The organism is Sphingomonas sp. JC676 (genome assembly GCF_014489075.1).
GTDB lineage: Bacteria > Pseudomonadota > Alphaproteobacteria > Sphingomonadales > Sphingomonadaceae > Sphingomonas.
Map to the genome: position 1 here is coordinate 682362 of NZ_JACTGR010000001.1, position 20005 is coordinate 702366.

The following is a 20005-nucleotide window of genomic DNA, read 5'->3' on the forward strand; positions in this document are numbered from 1 at the left end:
TTCGACAACGGACTACTCCCCCTGCGCACGGCGAATGCGGGGCTGATGGACCTATTCTGCCCTTTCACGAGGGAGCAAGGGGCGGATGCAGATGAACGTGCGCGCGCAGGTCGCACCGGGCGGCAGCAGGAGCGAGGAAACAAGCGCCTCCCGATCGAAGCGAACCGGCCTGGTCTGGTTCGTGTTGGCGCTCTTCCTGCTGGGCTTGTTCGTCCGGATCATGACCTACCCGTTGCAGCACGACGAGCATTTCTACGTCCCCGCCGCGGTTCTCTTCTCGTTCGACCGGCTATATCCAGATTTCGGCTTCAGCCATTTGCCGAACCTGCCGATCCTGCTTTCCGGCGTGTCCGCAGTTGCCGGTGGGCACTATGTCCTGGCCGGAAGGCTCGTGATCTTCCTTTCATGGCTTCTGGCGATCGCCGCCCTCGTGCTGATCGGCCGCCGGCACGCGAAGAGCGATATGGTTGCGGCTGTCCTGGTCGCGCTGCTGGTCGCCAATCCCGCGCTGCTCGACGCGACGGGCATGGCGGTCACCAACAATTTTATCGCGACGCCCTTCGCATTGTTCGGCCTGCTATGCTTCATCGAAGCGGCCACTCGGCCATTGCCTTCCCGCAGGCTCGCGGCGCTCGCTGGCTTTCTGCTTGCCGTCGCGGTCGGGTTCAAGGCGAACTACGCCATACTCCTCCCGCCTGTCGCAATCGCCGCCATCGTGGTCCCGCCGCACCTCCCGATACGTGCTCGACTGACGCAGGTCACGCTGCCGCTGCTAGTGGGGGGGATCATCGGCGGGGCGCCGACCTTGTACTTTCTGGCACAGGACCCGTCGGGCTTCCTCGCGCATGTCGTGCGTTTTCATCGCGGTCCCCAGCTTGGTTACTGGGGGACGAACCCCGATCCCCTGGACCCCAAGGCGATCAGCCTGCCGGCCAAGGTGATCATGGCACAACGATCCTGGTTAAATGCGGCGAATCTGATCGTGCTGCTGGCGCTGGCTTTCTATACGGCGCTGGGCTTTCGCGGCGGACGTGGCCGCTCCTGGTTCGATTGGCGTGCGCGTTGGCCGATCCTGCTGCTGATGAGCATCACCGCGCTCGCGGCGGCAGTATCGTTCCTTCCGACCCCGGCATTCCCGCAATATTTCACGATACCGATCCCCTTCGCGCTCATGCTGATCGCGCTTCTGCACGGTTCGCTCGATGCCCCGGAGCAGGGCATGGCACGCCCGTTCCTGATCGCGGCGCTCGCCCTGGCAGCTTTCATCGGCACGCCCATCCTGCTTTCCACGGCGCCCAGGATTATCGATGTCGCGCACTGGACAGGGTTTCAGGTCCATCGTGATGCGGTCCGAATGGCCAAGATCGCGCGCCTGGAGGGCGAGGGCAGTTCGATGGCCACCTTGTCGCCAGTCTATGCGCTCGAGGGTCATCTGAAGGTCTATCCGGCCCTCGCGATGGGGCCGTTCGTGTACCGGGCCAGTGCGTGGATATCGCCGGAAGACCGGAGGCACTATCGGTCCCTGACCTCGCCTGCGAGCGTTGGGGCCATGCTAGAAAACGTGCCCCCGACGGCGATCCTGACGGGGCAGGAGGGGGCACTTGATGCGCCGCTTTCGGCCTTTGCCATTGCGCACGGCTATGTTGCGCACCCCGTTCGGATCGGGCGGGGCGGCGCCGCTCGCGACATGGTTCTGTTTACTCGGCCGCCTCCACCTGCTCCTCCCGCTTTGGGTTGCGCGGCACCGCTCGGGGCCTTGGCCGCGCCGGCGACACCGGCGCGGGAATGTCGTTGAGTCGGGCTTCGATGATCGGCACGGGCCGGCGCTTTACCTGCATGAATATTCGGCCAAGATATTCGCCGATCACGCCCAGAAAGAGTGCGTTGAGCGTGATGCTCAGCAAGAGGAGCATGGTCGTCGTCGCGAAACCCGCGGGCCATTGCTGTCCGAAGGCCAGACGCCCCGCCAGATAGATCACGATGAGCAAGGTCGTCGACGTGCCGACTACCAGGCCCACCGCAGAGGCCACGCGCAATGGAACAAGCGAGTGATTGAGAATGCCGTCCGCGGCGAGACCCAGCATCTTGCCCAGCGGAAACTTGCTTTCGCCTGCGATGCGCGCGCCGCGATCATATTCAAAGCCCACTTGCGAGAAACCCATCGAACTGATGAGCCCGCGCAGATAAGGGCTGGTGTCCTGGACGGTCCGTAGCTCCTCGAGCAAACGACCGTCGACCAGCCTGAATTCGCCGGCATTCAACGGCAGATCGTCTTCGCTCAATGCGTTGATGCCGTAATAGAACCAGCGCCGCATCGTTGCCTTGACCCGGCTCTCGGCGAGCGAGCGCCGCACGCCATAGACGACCTGATGGCCCTCGCGCCACATCGCCAGCATGCGCGGGATCAGGTTCGGCGGATCCTGGAGGTCACAATCGATCTGGATGGAACAGGCGCCGCGCGCGTTCTGATAGGCGACGAGCAGCGATCGCTGGTATCCGATATTTCGGGCGAAACGAATGACGCGGACGCGCGGATCGGTGTGGGCGATGGCGCGCAACAGGCTGAAGGTCGCGTCCGTCGAGTGATTGTCGGTGAAGATAATCTCGCAGGCATAGCCGGGGAGATTGTCGAATACGCGCGTGATCTCGGCATAGGCGCGCCCGACGTTCGCGGCTTCGTTCAGCACCGGCACCAGCACCGAAACCAGGGTGTCGCTTCGGCCGGTCATGCGTATACCCTCTGTTTCGCGCCCGCTATCGTGCGCGCCAGTCCTTCCTCAAGCGGTATCCGCGCGCTCCATCCCATCAGCGCGAGCGCAAGATCGGGCGAGCCGAGAACGGTACTGATTTCCGTCCCCGTCTCCGTATCGTTTCCGACCGTGATCAGCGCGGGATCCGCGCCGGTAAGGTCGAGGATGCGCTCGGCGACCTCGCCCATCGTTGGTGCGATGCCGGTGCACAGGTTGACGATCGATCCGCCAGGCAGGTCGGATCGGGCAAGCGTGCGCAGGCCCTCCACGACGTCGTCGACATGTATCAAGTCGCGCCGTCGATTGGGATGCGCCACGTCGCAGGCAACGCCCGCAAGGCACCGCTGGATGAGGCGGGGAAGCAGGAAGGTATCGGACTGGTCTTCGCCATAGGTGAGGGCGAGCCGTGCGGTGAGCACCGGGAAGGGGAGCGTCGGCTGGAGCAGTGCCGCGAAATGCGCTCCGGCTACCATGGCCGTGGTATAGGTTGACAAGGGTTGCTCACGCTGGCTCTCGCGTGCTGGGGTGACGCCATTGCCATATTCGGCCAGCGATCCGGACCGCACCAGCACCTTTGGCGCCGCGGTTCGAGCCGCAGTCAGCAAGGCCAGGAAATTGTGCAGATCGCCGGTCAACCCGCGCAGGTCGAGCGGGTGGACCATGCCGGGGCCGCGGCCGGTGCAACTCGCCAGATGGTAAATGATGGTGGGTCGCACTTTCGACAGATAGTCCGACAGCGCTTCGACATCCTCGAGATGCACGCGTGCGACGTCCACCCCCCGCGCCGTGCGGTTGGAGCTGATATGGCCCCGCGGCCGGACGATGATATGCACTTCGTCGCCGGCGGCAGCGTGCGCTGCCGCCAGCTTCGATCCGATAAAGCCGGCGCCGCCTGTGATCAGAACACATTCCGACATTGCCGACGCTTCCTCTCCTGTTGGTCAGTTCGTCAGGACCGGCCGCGGCAGCGGCACGAGGAAACGTCCGCCGCGTGAGGTGAACTCGGTTTGCTGCTCCCGGATCTCGTCGAAGAAATTCCACGCGAGAACCATCAGGATGTCGGGTCGCTCGGTCTCGATCGCGTCGGGCGACCGCACCTCGATCTTCATTCCGGGTGAAAAAAGACCCTGTTTGAGCGGATTGCGATCGACCAGAAAGTCGAGATCGTCGGGTCCGACGCTGAAATAGTTGAGCAAGGTATTGCCCTTTGCGGGAGCGCCATAGCCGGCGATCTTCAAGCCTTGCCCCTTCAGGTCGGCCAGCATGCTGATCAGGTCGCGGCGGATCTCTTCGATACGATCGGCGAAATCATCATAGGTCTTCGCCTTGAGCATGCCGGCTCCGAGCTCGTCGTCGAGCATCTCCTGCACCGCGGGCGTGGCCTTTGCCTTCCCCTTCCGCTGGAAGAAGACCCGCATCGATCCGCCATGGATCGGCAATGTATGAACGTCGACCACCTCGAGGTCGAAGAATTCGCCAAGCCGGACCATCGACAAGAGGCTGAATTCGGAGACATGCTCCTGGTAAACCGTGTCGAATTCGTTGCGCGCGAGCAATTCGCTGGCCCGGGGCACCTCGACGACGAACGTACCCTCTTCGTCGAGAAGCTCCACGACCCCGGCCATGAAATAGTGGAGATCGCCGATATGATTGAAGGTGTTGGTCGTGACGATGACCTTTGCCGTGCCGCGATCCTCGCGCAGCGTCCGGGCGGTCGGCGGATCGAAATAAGCGACATGCACCTCCACGCCCCGCTCGTTGGCCAACTCGGCCAGGTTCGCGGCGGGATCGATCCCCAGCGTCTTGCAGCCGAGCTCGTTGCAGGCCTTGAGAAGCAGGCCGTCATTGCAGCCGATATCGATGATGAGCCCGTCCCCGGCGCGCTGCTGCAGCGTCTCCGCGAGCTCGCCGAAATGCCGGTGCATCGTGGTGGCGCCCGACGGGACGTAGAGATAGTGCCGGAAGAAATCCGCCGGGATCTGGTCGGCGATCTGGATCAGCCCGCAATGGAGGCAGGCCTGGGTGTTCAGCGAGAAGCTCGGCTGGATCTCGTCAACCTCATTCGGGCGGACGAACATATTGGCGGGCGGATGATCGCCCATTGCGAGAAAGAGATAGGGCTGCGGTGCCAGACAGGCACGGCAATGCTCAAGTCGCTCCATCGTTCGGCCTTTCAGGCTAGGCGCAGTCGCGCAGGGGTTCGCTCTTTCCGGTGACGCTTTCGGCGAACCGTTCGAAGCTCTGGTGAATATGATCGATCTGGGCCTCTTCCAGCCCGTGGTGGCAGGCCAGCAGAATGCCGCCCTTCATCACGGCGTCGGCCTCCGGATAGCCTTCGTCGCGGACCCGTACCGCTACGTTCGCCATGGCCGGCTGGCGCAGGATGTTGCCGGTGAACACGACGCGGGTCTGAATGTCGCACTTCTCGAGGAAGATCTGGAGATCGCGCCGATTGAACGGCGCTTCCGGGCGAAGCGTCAGCGGGAAGGCAAGCCAGCCGGTCCGCGTCTCGGGCAGCTGTCGCGGCAATGTCAGCCAGTCCTGGTATCGCGAGAAAAAGGCCAAGTGCCGGGCGAAATTGCGTTCCCGGGCGACAATGTTGTGGTTGAGCTTGGTCAGCTGGATCAGGCCGAACGCCGCACCGATTTCGGACGGCTCCAGATTGTAGCCGAGTTCCTCGAAGACGAACTTGGCGTCGTAGGGAATGCCCTGCAATTCCACGTCGAACCGCCGCTCCACCGACTCGGAGTCGACGAAAAGCGAGGATGACCGACCCCAGGACCGCAGCAGAATGCCGCGACGGGCCATCGCCTCGTCATTCAGGCACAGCATGCCGCCATTGCCTGCCGCATTGATGACGTGCGAGCCGTAGAAGCTCGTCGTGCTGATGTCGGACCTTCTGCCGGTGCTGGTACCGCGAAGCGTCGCGCCCAGCGTGTCGGCGCTGTCCTCGATCACCAGCAGGCCATGCCGATCGGCGATATCGCGAATCCGGTCCCAGTCGGGAAGATTGCCGATCAGCGACGGGATCATCATCGCCCGCGTCTGGCTGGTGATCATGGATTCGATCGCGTCTTCGTCGATATTGTAGGTTCCGGGGCGCACATCGACAAAGGCGGGCACGAGCCCATTGCGAACGATCGGTGCGACCGTCGTGGCGAAGGTGAGGGCAGGGGTGATGACCTCGCTGCCGCGGGGAAGATCCAGCAGCTCGACTGCGAGATAGTTCGCCGACGAACCGGAGTTTACCATGATCCCGTGCTGCTTGGCGAACAGTGCGGCGACGCGGCTCTGCATCTCGCGGACGCGGTCGCCCATCTGGGTCGAACCCCGCAGGACCGCAACCACGGCCTCGATCTCGTCTTCGCCATGGACTGTCTGGCCGTAGTTCACGCGCATAGCTTCGTCGCCTCCCGGGTGAAGTCCGTCACTGTCGCCACCGGGTCTGCCGTTGCCGCGACATACTGTTCGATCTGGCGTTCGCTGAACGCCCGCATCTCGGCATGGTCGAGATGCGCGCGGTACCAGTCGACCGTGAGCGTCACCGCCTGCTCCATCGTGAGCCTTGGATGCCAACCGAGCCCTAGTTTCGCCTTGCTGCTGTCGAGGCTCAGAAGACCAGCCTCGGGGCGGCTGGTATCGCTGCGATCGAACTGCACTTCGAGCGCGCGGGGCTTCCACGCTTCGCGAAATGCGCTCACCAGGGTCTCGACATCGACCACGCCGGCGCTGTCGGGCCCGAAATTCCATGCGCTGTCGATCGCGCGGTTGCCCTCCATCATGCCAGCGGCCAACATGAGATACCCGGCGAGCGGCTCGAGCACGTGCTGCCATGGCCGGACGCTGCGCGGGTTGCGAACGCTTATCGGCTGACCAGCCGTCACCGCGCGGACCACATCGGGCACCAGACGGTCCTCCGACCAATCACCACCGCCGAAAACATTGCCGGCGCGGGCAGAGGCGATGATTGGACCGCCGGGTTCCCGGAAGAACGAATTGCGATATGCGTCCACGACCAGTTCAGCGCATCCCTTGGAGGCACTATAGGGGTCGGCGCCGCCCAGCCGGTCGATCTCGCGATACCCCCAGGGCCATTCCCGGTTCGAATAGCATTTGTCGCTGGTCACCACGACGACCCCTCGCAAGCTCGGCATACGCCGCGCCGCGTCGAGCACGACAGCGGTCCCCACCACATTGGTGTGGAAGGTCTCGATCGGATCGGCATAGGAGCGACGGACGAGGGACTGTGCCGCCATGTGGATCACGATATCGGCGTCGAGATCGGCCACGGCGGCGTCGAATTGCTCGACGGAGCGGATGTCCGCAACACGATGGCGCACCATCGACGCGACATCGAGCGCGTCGAAGAGGCTGGGTCGGCCGCCGCCGAGGGGTAATGCGACGGCCGTTGTGTCGGCGCCCAGTCGCCGGAGCCAGAGTGCCAGCCAGCCACCCTTGAAGCCGGTATGGCCGGTCAACAAGATGCGACGGCCCGCCAGCGCCTGGCTCATCCGGCCTTCGTCTAGTGCTGCATCAGACATTGGTCGCGAATGCCTGGGGCAGTTGGCCGACTGCCCCGGGGGAGGGCATCTTCATCCAAGGGACGTCGCCGGATGCACATAGTTGATTGAGGTGATCGCGGTCACGCACCGTGTCCATCGGATGCCAGAAGCCGGTGTGCTTGTATGCGAACAGCTCGCCGTCACGCGCGAGAGCGGCGAGTGGCGCTTGCTCCAGCGGCTCGTCGTCTCCAGAGAGATAATCGAGGACCTCGGGTTCGAAGACGAAGAAGCCGCCGTTGATCCACGTCTCCTGCTTCAGCACCTTCTCGGTGAACTCGACCACTTGGTTGTCCACCAGCTCCAGATTGCCGAAGCGCGCGGGCGGCTGAACCGCCGTTACCGTCGCCAGGCCGCCATGCGACCGGTGGAAGGCGACGAGCGCCTCGATGTCGATATTGCCGACACCATCCGAATAGGTGACCATGAACGTCTCGTTTCCAAGCCATTCGCGAAGGCGCCGCAGGCGGCCGCCCGTCATGGTGTGCTGACCCGTGTCGACGACCGAGACATTCCAGTCCATCGGCCGGTTCGGGCGGAGCGCGCAATTGCCGTCCTGAACCGCAACAGTAAAATCGTTGTTCATGAAATATAGATCATGAAAAAATTTCTTCATCATCATCGATTTGTAGCCACAGGCGACCACAAAATCATTGTGACCCCAATGACTGTATATATCCATGACGTGTAGAATGATTGGACGTCCGTAAACCTCGACCATAGGTTTCGGTATGCTTACCGTTTCCTCCGATAGCCGGGACCCTAGTCCGCCAGCGAGGAGCACAACTTGCATTTAACCCTCCCGGAAAGCCCCAAAACACGTCCGTCTGGTCACGAACCATACGTTAAGGAGCCTCGAAACGGGCATGCGCATCGGGGTTAGCCGACAGCCAATCGGATGATGTCTCGGGTTACCTGGTGCCGGTAGCCATCATCACATCGGCGGAGCATGGGGTACCGGGATTGGCGAATGAACCTGCCGGGCCGCCGCGGTGGTCATGCACAACTACCTCGCCCCCGACGGTTAGGTTGAAGATCGAAAACCGCTCTAGGAGATCGAGCTCCTCAAAATCGCGCTAAAGCGACCAAAATCCGTGCTCGACCATGTGGGTAGCACCTTTTGAGCGACTTGCCCGTCTGCGAACTACATCACAGGATGGCCTCCACAGCATCTGGGACGTAAAAATGCATCGCGGTTTCTCCGCACCTGCTCGCCGCCGCGCGGTTCGATCGGGCCGCACGGCGGTCGCCTGTCGTTCGAGTCCGCGCAGGTGAGCGATCCTGTCGCATCGGGAGTGTTGCGCGGCGCGCTGGTCCGTTGCCGCCGCCATTTTGTTGCGGCCGCCTGGTTCAGCGCGCTCGTCAATCTGCTCTACATCGCGCCGACTTTGTACATGCTGCAGGTCTATGATCGGGTGGTCCCGACCCGCGGCGTGCAGACATTGCTGTTCCTGACCCTGGTGCTGCTGTTCGCGCTCGTCACGCTGTCGATGCTCGACCGCATTCGCGCGCGCCTCCTGGTGCGCGCCGGGGTGGCGCTCGACACGATGCTGGCGCCCCTGCTGCTCGACGCGACGCTCGGCCGGCCTGAGCTACCGATCTCGCGCCAGGCATTGCGGGAGTTCGATGCGTTGCGCGCCATGCTGAGCGGCCCGGCGATCATCGCGCTGTTCGACGCGCCCTGGACGCCGATCTATGTCCTGCTCTGCTTCCTGGTCCATCCTTGGCTGGGGCTGCTCGCGCTGTTCGCCGCCGTCCTTCTGCCCGTCATCGCGTGGCGCAACGAGCGTGCGACGCGCAAGAAGCTCGATCAGGCCCAGACCGTCGCCGTCGGGAGTTATGCCAGCCAGGATGCCATATTGGGATCGGCGGATGCGGTGCGGGCGCTTGGCATGCGTCGAGCGCTGGTCTCCCGGCAGTTGCGGCAGCGACAGTCGGCACTGCAGCTCCAGACCGAGGCGAGCTTTGCCGCCGGCGGACATGTCACCACAAGCAAGTTCGCCCGCCTCGCGCTGCAATCGCTGGCGCTCGGCCTGGGTGCGCTGCTCGCGATCGACGACAAGATATCGGGCGGCGCAATCTTCGCCGCCGCGTTCCTGATCACGCGGTCGCTCGCCCCGATCGAGATGCTGATCAGCACCTGGAGGTCGATCATCCAGGCGCGAACGAGCTACCGCAATCTCGGCGCCCTGCTCGACGGCACCTTGTCGGGCATCCAGCCGACGCGCCTCCCCGCGCCCAAGGGCGCGTTGCGCGTCGAAAACGTGACGGTCCTGAACGATACGCGTGACGGTGCAATCGTGGGTGGCGTGTCGTTCCGGGTCGAGCCGGGCGAGGTCGTCGCGATCGTCGGTCCCAGCGGTGCGGGCAAGTCGACACTGATCCGCGTGATCGCCGGCGCGCTGCTTGCTGATCGTGGGACCATCCGGATCGACGGCGCCGATGCTCGCGACTGGGATCCGGAGCGGCTGGCGACGCATATCGGCTACCTGCCCCAGGATTCGGCATTGTTCGCCGGCACGGTGAAGGAGAATATCTGCCGTTTCGCGCTGGAGCTCGAGACCGACATCGCAGTGATCGACGAAGCCGTGGTCGCCGCCGCGGCGAAGGTTGGCGCCCAAGAACTGATCAAGCGGCTGTCCAACGGCTATGACCATCAGCTCCAGCTCGGTGGTCGCGGCATTTCAGCAGGGCAGGCCCAGCGTATCGCGCTGGCCCGCGCCGTTTATGGCGATCCGGCGCTGCTGGTCCTTGACGAGCCCAACGCGCATCTCGATGCGGAGGGAGACAGCGCGCTCATCGCAGCGCTGACCCGGCTCAAGGCGGAGGGGCGCACGATCCTGATCGTCTCGCACAAGCTCAGCATCCTGCCCGTGGTCGACAAGATGCTGGTGTTGCGCGACGGCCGCATGGAGCTGTTCGGGCCGCGCGACGAGATTCTGCCCAAGATCCGGCCGGCCAATGTCAGGCAGATGCCGCGATCCGCCGCAGGGGTAACCGGATGAACGTCCCCGCGCTCCTGCCCACCACCGTCGACGTCGTTCCGACGATGGTGACCTTCGCCAGCCCGCGCCGCGACATTCGTGTCGGCACCCTCATCGCCGCGCTGTTCTTCCTCGTGTTCGGGGGCTGGGCGGCGTTCGCCCGTCTCGACGCGGCAGCCTATGCGCCGGGCACGCTGGTCGTGTCAGGGCAGCGCCAGTCGGTCCAGCATCGCGACGGCGGCGTGGTCGGCGAGATCCTCGTCCGCGAGGGCCAACGCGTCGAACGCGGCCAGTTGCTGCTGAGTCTCGCCGCCGCCGAGGTCAGGGCGCAGGAGCGTGCCCTGGCCACAGAGGCGATACGCCTGCTTGCCCAGCGTGCGCGGTTGCAGGCCGAGCAGCTCGGCGAAGCGCAGATCAAGCCGCCAGCGGAGTTCGCATCGCTCAGCGCGGAAGACCGGCTGGAGGCGTCGATCGCGCTCAAGCTCCAGCAGATTGAGCTCAGCGCCCGCCTGGCAACCTTGTCGTCGCAGCGCGATGCACTCGCGCAGCGCACCGTTCAGTCGAGCGCACAGGGGCGCGGCTTCGGCGACCAGGTGGTGTCGGCCAGGGAACAGCTGCGCCTCATCGACGAGGAGATTCGTGCGCTAGCGCCGCTCGCCGAAAAGGGGTTTGTCTCCAAGACCCGAATCCGGGCGCTCGAGCGGGCCCGGGCGGAGCTCCAGGGCCAGCGCGGGCAGTATTCGGCCGGGATTGCGCAGACAATGGGCGCGGCACGCGAGAGCCAGCTCCAGATGATCGAGGCCGATCGTACCTTCCACGAACGCACCGCCTCCGATCTGCGCCTGGTCGAGAATCAGCTCGGCGAGACCCTGCCCAAGCTCGCCGCCGCACGCGACCAGCTGGCAAGAACCGAGATCCGGGCGCCGGCGACGGGCGCGGTGGTGGGCCTGTCGATCTTCACGCCGGGCGGGGTGATCGCGCCCGGCCAGAAGCTGATGGACATCGTGCCCGAAAGTTCGCCGCTGCGGATCCAGGCACGGATCTCGCCCGATGACGCCGACGATCTGCGGGTCGGCCAACAGGCACGCGTCAAATTTCCCGGCCTGCACGATCGGCGTCTGCCCGATATCGCGGGCACGTTGACCCGGCTCTCCGCAGACAGCTTCGTCGACGAGAAAAGCGGCCAGAGCTATTTCACCGGCGAGGTGACCGTGCCGCCCGAGCAATTGCGTGTGCTCGACAAGTATCGCAGCTATGATTTCGAACTTCGCGCCGGCATGCCTGTGCAGGTCCTGATCCCGCTGCGCAAGCGTACCGCGTTGGACTATGCGTTCGAGCCGCTGATCGGCGCGTTCTGGTCCTCTTTCCGCGAGCATTGAGCGCGGGCGAAGGTCCAACGGATACGACCGGCCTGCGCGGGGTCGCACGGACCTGTCCTCTTGGACAATCCCCGGGATTATTCGTCGAAGATCCGGCCATTTGGGCACAGCCGCAAGGACGGGGCGCCATCCGTGAGGGCGGGATGCCATCACCAGACCGATGAATTAGAGTCCCGGATTGATACGGTGATCGTGGCGGGGTTAAAATGGCAAGTTATTATAACGTGCTCGGTAGCCAGACACTCGGCGGAACCAGCGGAGCGGACAGCTTTTACCTGTTCAACAAGAGCGCAAATCCGAACGACCTGCGGGTGGACATCTTGTTCGCCAGCTTTGTCTGGAACACCTCGCTGCACACCGCCACGGGCGCGATCTTCCAGCTCACCGGCACGAACGTGAACGGGTCGATGGATCTGATCATCGGCGACAAGTTCGATGCGATCTATGGGTCGAACGGCAACGACTTCGTTGCCTACAATAATGGCGGCTTCAACGACGGCCTGGGCGGCTTCCAGGGTATCCAGCTGATGTACATGGGCGGCGGCGACGACATCGTCGATCTCACCGCGCACGGCCCCGGCGGCGTTGCCTATGCCAAGGACATGAAGATCTATGCAGGCGACGGCAACGACACGCTGATCGGTGGCGCGGGCGCCGACGTGTTCTATGGCGAGGCGGGCGACGACCTGATCGTCGGCTTCGCGGGCGCCGACACGATCCAGGGCGGCGACGGCAACGACCGCATCTATGGGGACGATTTCGGCGCTGACGGCAGCCGCAGCTACGACACGCTGTACGGCCAGAAGGGCGACGACATCCTCTATGGCGGCGGCCGCGACGACACGCTCGACGGCGGCGACGACAATGACCAGCTCTACGGCGGCGAGGGCAACGATGCGCTGCTCGGCGGATCGGGCAACGACATCCTCTATGGCGACGACGCCAATAACACCGGCAACGACAAGCTGCAGGGCGGCGCCGGCAATGACCAGCTCTATGGCATGAGCGGGAACGACGAGCTTCATGGCAACGCCGATGACGATTTTCTCGATGGCGGAACCGGTCGCGATTCTGTGGCTGGCGAGGCCGGGAACGACACGATCGTCGCGGGCGCGGGCGATGACACGATCGATGGCGGCACCGAGACCGACACGGTCATCTTCAGCGGCAATCGCGCCGACTATCTGTTGCGCACCAACGTCGATGGGAGCGTTACACTCACCGACCAGCGCGCCGGTGGCCCCGATGGGTCCGACACGCTCAAGAATGTCGAGTTCTTCCAGTTCGCCGACATGCTGATCGACGCGACGCATCTCAGCATCCCGCCCACCATCGTCTCGAATGGCGGCGGCGCGACTGCGGCGGTGAGTTATGACGAGAACGGCCTGCTGCCGGTCGCGGTCGTGCAGGCCACTGATCCGGATGTCGGCCAGTCGATGACCTATCGCATCCTGGGCGGCGACGATGCGGCGTTCTTCGCGATCGACGGCGTCACGGGCGCGCTGACCTTCCGGGCAGCACCGGACTTCGAGAACGCCGTCGATGCCAATGGCGACAACAGCTATGTCGTCCTGGTTGCGGCAGATGACGGCGCGGGCGGAATCGGGCAGCAATTGCTGACCATCACGGTCGGCGACCTTGCAGACGGCAATGCGCCGGTGATCGCCGGCGGGCGCACGGCCAGTGCCGCGATCGACGAGAACGGCTTGGTCGTCACGACGATCAGCGCGACCGATCCCGACGGCGACACGCCGACCTATGCGATCGTTGGCGGCGCCGACGGCGGGCGCTTCGCCATCGATACCGCGACCGGGGTTTTGTCCTTTGTCTCGGCGCCTGATTACGAAGCGCCGACCGATGCCAATCATGACAATGTCTATCAGGTGATCGTATCGGCCAGCGACGGCGTGAATTCCTTCTGGCAGACGCTGTCGGTGTCGGTCGCCAATACCAACGACAATGCGCCGGTGCTCACGTCGAACGGCGGCGGTGCCACCGCGGCGGCAACGATCAACGAGAATTCGACGGCGGTGACGACCGTCACCGCGACGGATGCCGATGGCAGCCCGCTCACCTATCTGATCACCGGCGGCGACGACGCGGCGCTGTTCTCGATCGATTCGGCTACCGGAGCGCTGCGCTTCGTGACCGCGCCCGATCGCGAGGCGCCGGCCGATGCCAATGGCGACAATGTCTATTTGGTCACGGTGGGTGTCAGCGACGGCGTCGCCACGACGAACCAGGCGCTAAGCTTGACCGTGCTCGATCTCAACGACACTGCGCCGGTGATCGGCTCGAACGGTGGCGGCGCCACCGCTTCGCAGTCGGTGCTCGAGAATGGTACGCTCGTGACCACCGTGAGCGCGACCGATCCCGACGGCCCGCCGCTCAGCTACGGGATTGCCGGCGGTGCCGATGCGGCCTTGTTCACGATCGATGCGCTGACCGGCGTGCTCCGCTTCGTCAACGCCCCCGATTACGAGCATCCGCTCGATGTCGGCGCCAACAATGTCTATGACGTGATCGTGTCCGCGACCGACGGGACGTTCGTGGATCAGCAGGCGCTTGCGGTCTCGATCGGCGACGTCAACGAGATCGGTCGCACGCTGAACGGCAATGGCGCCAACGAGACTTTCTCGCCGACCGCTGCGATCGCCTATCAGACCACCGCGCTCAACGACACGATCTCCGCCAAAGGGGGTAACGACAGCATCGATGGCGGCGCGGGCGCCGATTACATGGACGGCGGGGTCGGCAACGACACCTATTATGTCGATACCTGGTCCGACAATGGCTGGGCGCCCGACGACGACCAGGTGATCGAGGCGGCGGGGGCGGGCACCGACCAGGTGTTCGCCTCGACCAGCTATCGCCTGGCCGACAATGTCGAGAATCTGACGCTGACCGGCATCGCGAGCATCGCCGGCTGGGGCAACGATCTCGGCAACACCCTCACCGGCAATATCGGCGACAACCTGCTCGACGGCGGCAATGGCAACGATATCATCTCGGGTGGCGACGGCAGCGACACGGTCATTGGCGGCGCAGGCACCGACGTGCTCACCGGCAATGCCGGGAACGATCTGCTGCAGGGCGGTGCGGGCAGCGATTCGCTCGACGGCGGCACCGGTGCCGACCGTATGGAGGGCGGAACCGAGAACGACACCTATTTCGTCGATACCTGGTCGAACGACGGCAACAGCAGCAACGACGATCTGGTCGTCGAGCTTGCGGGGGGAGGTATTGATCTCGTCAATGCCTCGGTCACCTACACGCTTGCCAGTGAGGTCGAGAAGCTGGTGCTAACCGGCAGCGGCGCGATCGACGGAACTGGCAACACGGTCGGCAACATCATGGTCGGCAACGGCGCGGCCAATCATCTTTGGGGCCTCGCCGGCGACGACAATCTGGACGGCGGATCGGGCGACGACATTCTCGAAGGCGGCGACGGCAACGACACGCTCACTGGCAATATCGGCAACGATACGCTGTTCGGCGGGGCGCAGGTCGACGTGCTCGACGGCGGCGTCGGCAATGACTGGCTCGACGGCGGCGATTCGAATGACACGCTGCGTGGCCAGGCGGGCACGGACACGCTCGTCGGCGGCAAGGGTAAAGACCTGCTGACCGGCGGCGCCGATGCCGACGTCTTCGTCTTCGCGTTTGGCGACACCTCCGCCAATGCGGGCAACACTGACACGATCGCCGACTTCGCCACCGGCGTCGATCGTATCGACATCGACATCTTCAGCGGGTCGCCGGCCGGCTATGCCGAAACCGCGGTCGCGACGTCAGCTTATGCCGACGGTTTGGCCGCCGCGCAGGCGCTCGCGAACGGCGGTGCGCAGGTCGTGTTCGTCGCGGGCGCGACTGACGGATGGCTGTTCTGGGACGCCAACGGGGATCATGTGGTCGATCAGGCGGTGATACTCACTGGGCTAAACACGCTCGGAGCATTCGCGGGCACCGATATTTTCTGAGACACGGCCGGAAGCTGCCCGGACGTCTCTCAGATCAATTTTGTTGCGCCAGATGATCCAGAATGGCGGTCAATCGCGGCAACAGGGCGCGTGCTGCGTCAAGGTCGGAATCGCTGCACGCCTGCTCGAGCTCCGCCCCTAGATCAGTAATCGATTGAAAGCCGAACCCACCGCCCGATCCGCGCAGATTATGACCAAAGATCGAGACCGCTTCAAAGTCATCGCGACCCAGCGCATCCCACATGACACTGATATCGTGCCGGCAGCTTTCCAGATAGGCGGGCACCATTTCGGCCAATCGTTCCGTCGCCCGTATCGCCCTGACCTGCGACCCGTTATGCTCGGCAGACGCCAGTGATCCGGCGGAATGGTCCATAATCGCCTGGCGCAGGACCTCCTGCTTGATGGGTTTCGTCAGATAGGCCGTGCAGCCAGCTGCCAGGCAGGTCTCGCGATCGCCCTTGAGGGCCGAAGCGGTCAGCGCGATGATCGGGGTCGGTGCACGACCGTGAGCACTCTCCCAAGCTCGAAGGGTCCTCGTTGCGGTCAATCCATCCATGACCGGCATTTGCCGGTCCATCAGCACCAGGTCGTACCGTCCAGCCTTGAACATATCGCAAGCGATCAGCCCGGTCTCGGCGACGTCGATCTGGTAAGGCGTGTCCTCAAGATCGGCCAGGGTGATGGTACAATTGTCCGGCGAATCCTCTGCCATCAGGATGCGTAGTGGGCGCATCGGGGTAATAGAGTCGGCGTCGGCCGGGGCGCTGGTCGGCCGATTGCCGGCTGCCCAGACCTCGAACGGGACGGCAAAGGCGAACACGCTTCCTTTCTCGATTTCGCTCGTCACCCAGATGCGGCCTCCCATCAGTTCGACCAGGCGCTTAGAGATTGTCAGCCCCAGGCCCGATCCGCCGAACCTGCGCGTCGTGGAGGAATCAGCCTGGATGAAGCGCTCGAAAACACGAACCAGCTTGTCATTTGCGATCCCGATACCGGTATCCGAAACCGTGAAGCGCAAGGCCGTCGGCACCGCGCTATCCATGTCCGGTTCCACTTTCAGAGAGACGCCTCCGCGGGCGGTGAATTTGATCGCGTTTCCGAGCAGATTGAGGAGGACCTGCCGCAGCCGGGTGGGGTCGCCAACCAGATCGTTGGGCACGAGAGGGTCGATTTCGCATTCCAGGGCGAGGCCTTTTTCCTGGGTGCGCGAAGCGACCATTTCGAGCACTTTTTCAAGGTGATCGTTCAGCGAGAAGCCGGTGCGCTCCAGATCCAGCTGCGATGCCTCGACCTTGGAGAGATCAAGGATATCATTGATGAGGTTGAGCAGATTGTCGCCGGAACGCCGAAAGATCTGAACATATTTGTCCTGTTCAGGATTGAGGGGCGTTTTGGCGAGCAGGTCGGCGATCCCCATGATAGCGTTCATGGGGGTCCGAATCTCATGGCTCATGCTGGCCAGAAAATCGGATTTGGTGCGACTCGCGCTCTCGGCGGCCGCCTTGGCCTGCTGCAGTTCTCCTTCCACGCGCTTGCGCTCGGTCACGTCGCGCGCTGCAGCGAAAACGCCCTGGAGCGTGCGATTCCTGTCGTAGAAGGTCGTCGCGTTATACGAGACGACCGTCTGCTTCCCGTCCCGGGCACGTGCCGTCAGCTCATAGTCGGTGATCGATTTCTCCCCCAACACGCGCTTGATGCCGGCTTCGGCCCGGTCAGGATCGGTGAAGCAATCCTTGAACGGCGCCCCGATCAGCTCGTCGCGGGTACTGCCGGTCAGTGCCTCCATCTGCTTGTTGACGTCGGTGATGATGCCGAAAGCGTCGGTCGTCATCAGCGCGTCAATGTTGGATTCGATCAGCGAGCGCGTATAGAATTGCTGGTCGCGAAGTCGTTGGTCCGACTTCTTCTGCTCCTCCTCGACCAGCTTGCGGGCCGTGTTGTCGGTGCCGATCAAGAGATAGCCGATGATGGCGCCCAAGGCATCGCGCAACGCCGTCACCGAGACGACAGCCGGAAGCCTTGTGCCGTCTTTGCGGACATAGGTCAGCTCATAGATGTCTTCGATCCCGCGCGATGCCTTGAACACCAGGGCCTCGAAGCCCGGCGTGATATCGGCGCCGAGTTCGGCGCTCAGGGCCTTGGCGCGTGCAATCAGTTCCTGGGGATCGGATATGTCCGCCGGGGTGATCGTGTTCACGACGTCCGCGGCGGTGTAGCCCAGCATGCGCTCGGCCCCGACATTGAAGATCTGGATCACACCTTGGGCGTCGGTAGCGATACTCGAGAAATTGGCGCTGTTGAAAATCGCACTCTGCAGGGCGCCAGCCTGGAGAAGCGCTTCCTCGGCCTGCTTCCGAGCGGTGTTGTCGGTGCCGATCAGCAGGTATCCGATGATTGCGTCCTGCGCATCGCGCAACGCAGTCACCGAGACAACAGCCGGAAACCGCGTCCCATCCTTACGAATGTAGGTCAGTTCGTAAATATCTTCGATTCCGCGCGACGCCTTGAACACCAATGCCTCGAAGCCTGGCGTGATCTTCGTCGAGAGTTCCTCGCTCAGCGCTTGGGCACGCGCGATCAACTCTTGCGGATCGGAGATATCGGCGGGTGTGATCGTATTCATCACCTCAGCGGCCGTGTAGCCCAGCATGCGCTCTGCGCCGACGTTGAAGATCTGAATCACACCGCTCGCATCGGTGGCGATGCTCGAAAAGTTCGCGCTTTTGAAGATCGCGTTCTGCAGCGCATCCGCCTTGAGTGCAGAATCCCTAGTCTGGCCGCGCGCCAAGCGCGTTGTACCCGGCGAGAGCGAACCCTCTGCTTTCGCTTCTGTCGTAAAAATCGGATCGGCCTGAGAATGGGGGATTGGCACTATCCTGTCTGGAGCGTCAACCGCGAGACCGACTAAGACCGCAGCTGGTAAATGTCAGTGAAGGAGCTCGTTGACGGAACGTTCAAGGCGCTGAACCGAATAGGGTTTTTCGAGAAACTGGCCGCCGCGCACAAAGTGCGTCGCCATCTCGGGCGTCAGGGGGGTTCCGGACATGTACAGCACACGCAACGCGGGCCTGAGACTGATTGCATGATCGGCAACATCGTAGCCGCCAGACGCCAGCGCCCCGAGCCGGATATCGATCATAAGGGCGTCTATGGCCGGAGAATTCTTGAGATGCAGAAGTGCGCCAGCGAGGTCCGTCGCCAGCAACGTGTAGTGGCCCATGTCTCTTACAAGCCACTCAACGCTTTGGCTCACAAACTGATCGTCGTCCACGATAAGGAAGGTTGCCATCAGCTTGGGTTCGTTTGCGGAATTGGCATGGCAATAGCTCTCGACACCGCTTCCCCTGTTTTTATTCCTACTACAATTGGCATAAAATCCAAATAGTTTATAGAAATATAGGCTGATTTCCCTTTGGCGTAAGCGACAAGCACACTTTACCCAAGATCTACCCGCGACCCAATTTTCACGATATCTCAGTAAATATTTCGCGATATTACGATAATTTGGCTAAGATTTGCGCAATATTAAGACCATAACGGTTGTAATATTTGCGAAAATTGCTCGCAATTCCACTTGCATTCTCACCTCGCCGCCGGTCCCGCGCAGCAAAATTTGGGCGCTCGTGACGCTGTCATCGCTACTGAAGGGCGGCATCCGCCAGGTTCGGCTCGAGGATGGCACGTTGGTCACGCTCGACGCTGGAACACGGCTCGCTGTGCGCTTCGCGTCCGGCCAGCGGCGGATCCAGTTGCAGGCGGGCAGGGCGCGCTTCGAGGTCATGCACGACGCCGCGCGCCCGTTCGTCGTCGCTGCCGGCGATCGCGAGGTCGTGGCGACGGGTACGACCTTCGATGTCTGCCTGGTTGATGGTCGGATCGAGATCGCCTTGCTCAAGGGCAAGGTCGATATTCGTGGCATGCGCGCGGAGTCCGCACCGGCCCCAGTGCTTGTCCATCTTGCAGCGGGGCAGAGCCTTGCCCTCGAACCGGGTGCTTCGCGCGCCGTACCGCGTCCTTCGAAGCCGGGCGAGCTCGGCTGGGCCGCGGGAATGATCGGCTTCGATGGGGCGCCACTGCGCGAGGTGATCGCCACCGCCAATCGCTATTCGGCGCGGCATATCGCGCTCGCCGATCCGGCGCTCGGCGCGTTGAAGGTCACGGGTGGCTTGAAGGTCGGCGATCCGGATGCGCTCGCAGACGCCCTGGCGGGCGCGTTCGGCCTCTAGGTCCGGCGGGAAAGGTCGCAGGTCGTGCTGCAGGGTCCCGAACCGCACTGTGAGGCCGCGCGTTAGCTAGGCCGGGGCCGTCCAACCGGGCAAGTATCGGCGGCTTGTAGTCTCGCGGTCCAGT

13 protein-coding genes are annotated in these 20005 nt (G+C 63.4%); 5 read left to right on the forward strand and 8 right to left on the reverse strand.

The genetic code is table 11. From position 1 onward, the window contains the following. Positions 1 to 85: 85 nt before the first annotated feature. On the forward strand, positions 86 to 1795 hold the full coding sequence (locus IAG41_RS03195) for a hypothetical protein (RefSeq protein ID WP_187727116.1): 1710 nt from the start codon (positions 86 to 88) through the stop codon (positions 1793 to 1795). Here the strand turns inward: IAG41_RS03195 and IAG41_RS03200 are convergent. From IAG41_RS03200 to rfbF, 6 genes are read right to left on the reverse strand one after another with little or no spacing between them, the layout of a single operon-like run. After that, positions 1698 to 2729, reverse strand: a complete 1032-nt coding sequence (locus IAG41_RS03200; protein WP_187727117.1) for a glycosyltransferase family 2 protein — start codon at positions 2727 to 2729, stop codon at positions 1698 to 1700. The genes IAG41_RS03195 and IAG41_RS03200 overlap by 98 nt on opposite strands. Then, positions 2726 to 3667, reverse strand: a complete 942-nt coding sequence (locus IAG41_RS03205) for an NAD-dependent epimerase/dehydratase family protein (RefSeq protein ID WP_187727118.1) — start codon at positions 3665 to 3667, stop codon at positions 2726 to 2728. Before IAG41_RS03205 ends, IAG41_RS03200 begins: the two co-directional genes overlap by 4 nt. Before the next feature lie 24 nt (positions 3668 to 3691). Next, complete coding sequence (locus IAG41_RS03210) at positions 3692 to 4912, reverse strand: class I SAM-dependent methyltransferase (RefSeq protein WP_187727119.1); 1221 nt, start codon at positions 4910 to 4912, stop codon at positions 3692 to 3694. 16 nt (positions 4913 to 4928) lie between these two features. Continuing rightward, a complete protein-coding gene (locus IAG41_RS03215) occupies positions 4929 to 6149 on the reverse strand; it encodes a DegT/DnrJ/EryC1/StrS family aminotransferase (RefSeq protein WP_187727120.1) in 1221 nt (406 codons plus the stop codon). After that, positions 6140 to 7291: a CDP-glucose 4,6-dehydratase gene (rfbG, locus tag IAG41_RS03220; protein WP_187727121.1), complete on the reverse strand. Its 1152-nt coding sequence runs from the start codon at positions 7289 to 7291 to the stop codon at positions 6140 to 6142. Before rfbG ends, IAG41_RS03215 begins: the two co-directional genes overlap by 10 nt. Further along, positions 7284 to 8102, reverse strand: a complete 819-nt coding sequence (rfbF, locus tag IAG41_RS03225; protein WP_187727122.1) for a glucose-1-phosphate cytidylyltransferase — start codon at positions 8100 to 8102, stop codon at positions 7284 to 7286. The genes rfbG and rfbF overlap by 8 nt, the downstream gene beginning before the upstream one ends. Before the next feature lie 478 nt (positions 8103 to 8580). Here rfbF and IAG41_RS03230 point away from each other — a divergent pair, with 478 nt between their 5' ends. From IAG41_RS03230 to IAG41_RS03240, 3 genes are all read left to right on the forward strand, one after another. Continuing rightward, complete coding sequence (locus IAG41_RS03230) at positions 8581 to 10314, forward strand: type I secretion system permease/ATPase (RefSeq protein WP_316251072.1); 1734 nt, start codon at positions 8581 to 8583, stop codon at positions 10312 to 10314. Further along, positions 10311 to 11672, forward strand: a complete 1362-nt coding sequence (locus IAG41_RS03235) for an HlyD family type I secretion periplasmic adaptor subunit (protein ID WP_187727123.1) — start codon at positions 10311 to 10313, stop codon at positions 11670 to 11672. The genes IAG41_RS03230 and IAG41_RS03235 overlap by 4 nt, the downstream gene beginning before the upstream one ends. Before the next feature lie 206 nt (positions 11673 to 11878). Next, the gene (locus IAG41_RS03240; RefSeq protein ID WP_187727124.1) at positions 11879 to 15652 is read left to right on the forward strand and encodes a cadherin domain-containing protein; all 3774 of its coding nucleotides are present in this window, start codon (positions 11879 to 11881) and stop codon (positions 15650 to 15652) included. A 34-nt stretch (positions 15653 to 15686) separates the two neighbouring features. Here IAG41_RS03240 and IAG41_RS03245 read toward each other — a convergent pair whose 3' ends face one another. Together IAG41_RS03245 and IAG41_RS03250 are read right to left on the reverse strand one after the other, a co-directional pair. Continuing rightward, positions 15687 to 18527: a PAS domain S-box protein gene (locus IAG41_RS03245; protein ID WP_222950465.1), complete on the reverse strand. Its 2841-nt coding sequence runs from the start codon at positions 18525 to 18527 to the stop codon at positions 15687 to 15689. A gap of 54 nt (positions 18528 to 18581) precedes the next feature. Beyond that, positions 18582 to 18944 carry a response regulator gene (locus tag IAG41_RS03250; protein ID WP_187727125.1) on the reverse strand — a complete coding sequence of 121 codons (363 nt, stop codon included), beginning with the start codon at positions 18942 to 18944 and terminating at the stop codon, positions 18582 to 18584. A 334-nt stretch (positions 18945 to 19278) separates the two neighbouring features. Here IAG41_RS03250 and IAG41_RS03255 point away from each other — a divergent pair, with 334 nt between their 5' ends. Further along, complete coding sequence (locus IAG41_RS03255; protein WP_187727126.1) at positions 19279 to 19881, forward strand: FecR family protein; 603 nt, start codon at positions 19279 to 19281, stop codon at positions 19879 to 19881. Positions 19882 to 20005 lie beyond the last annotated feature (124 nt).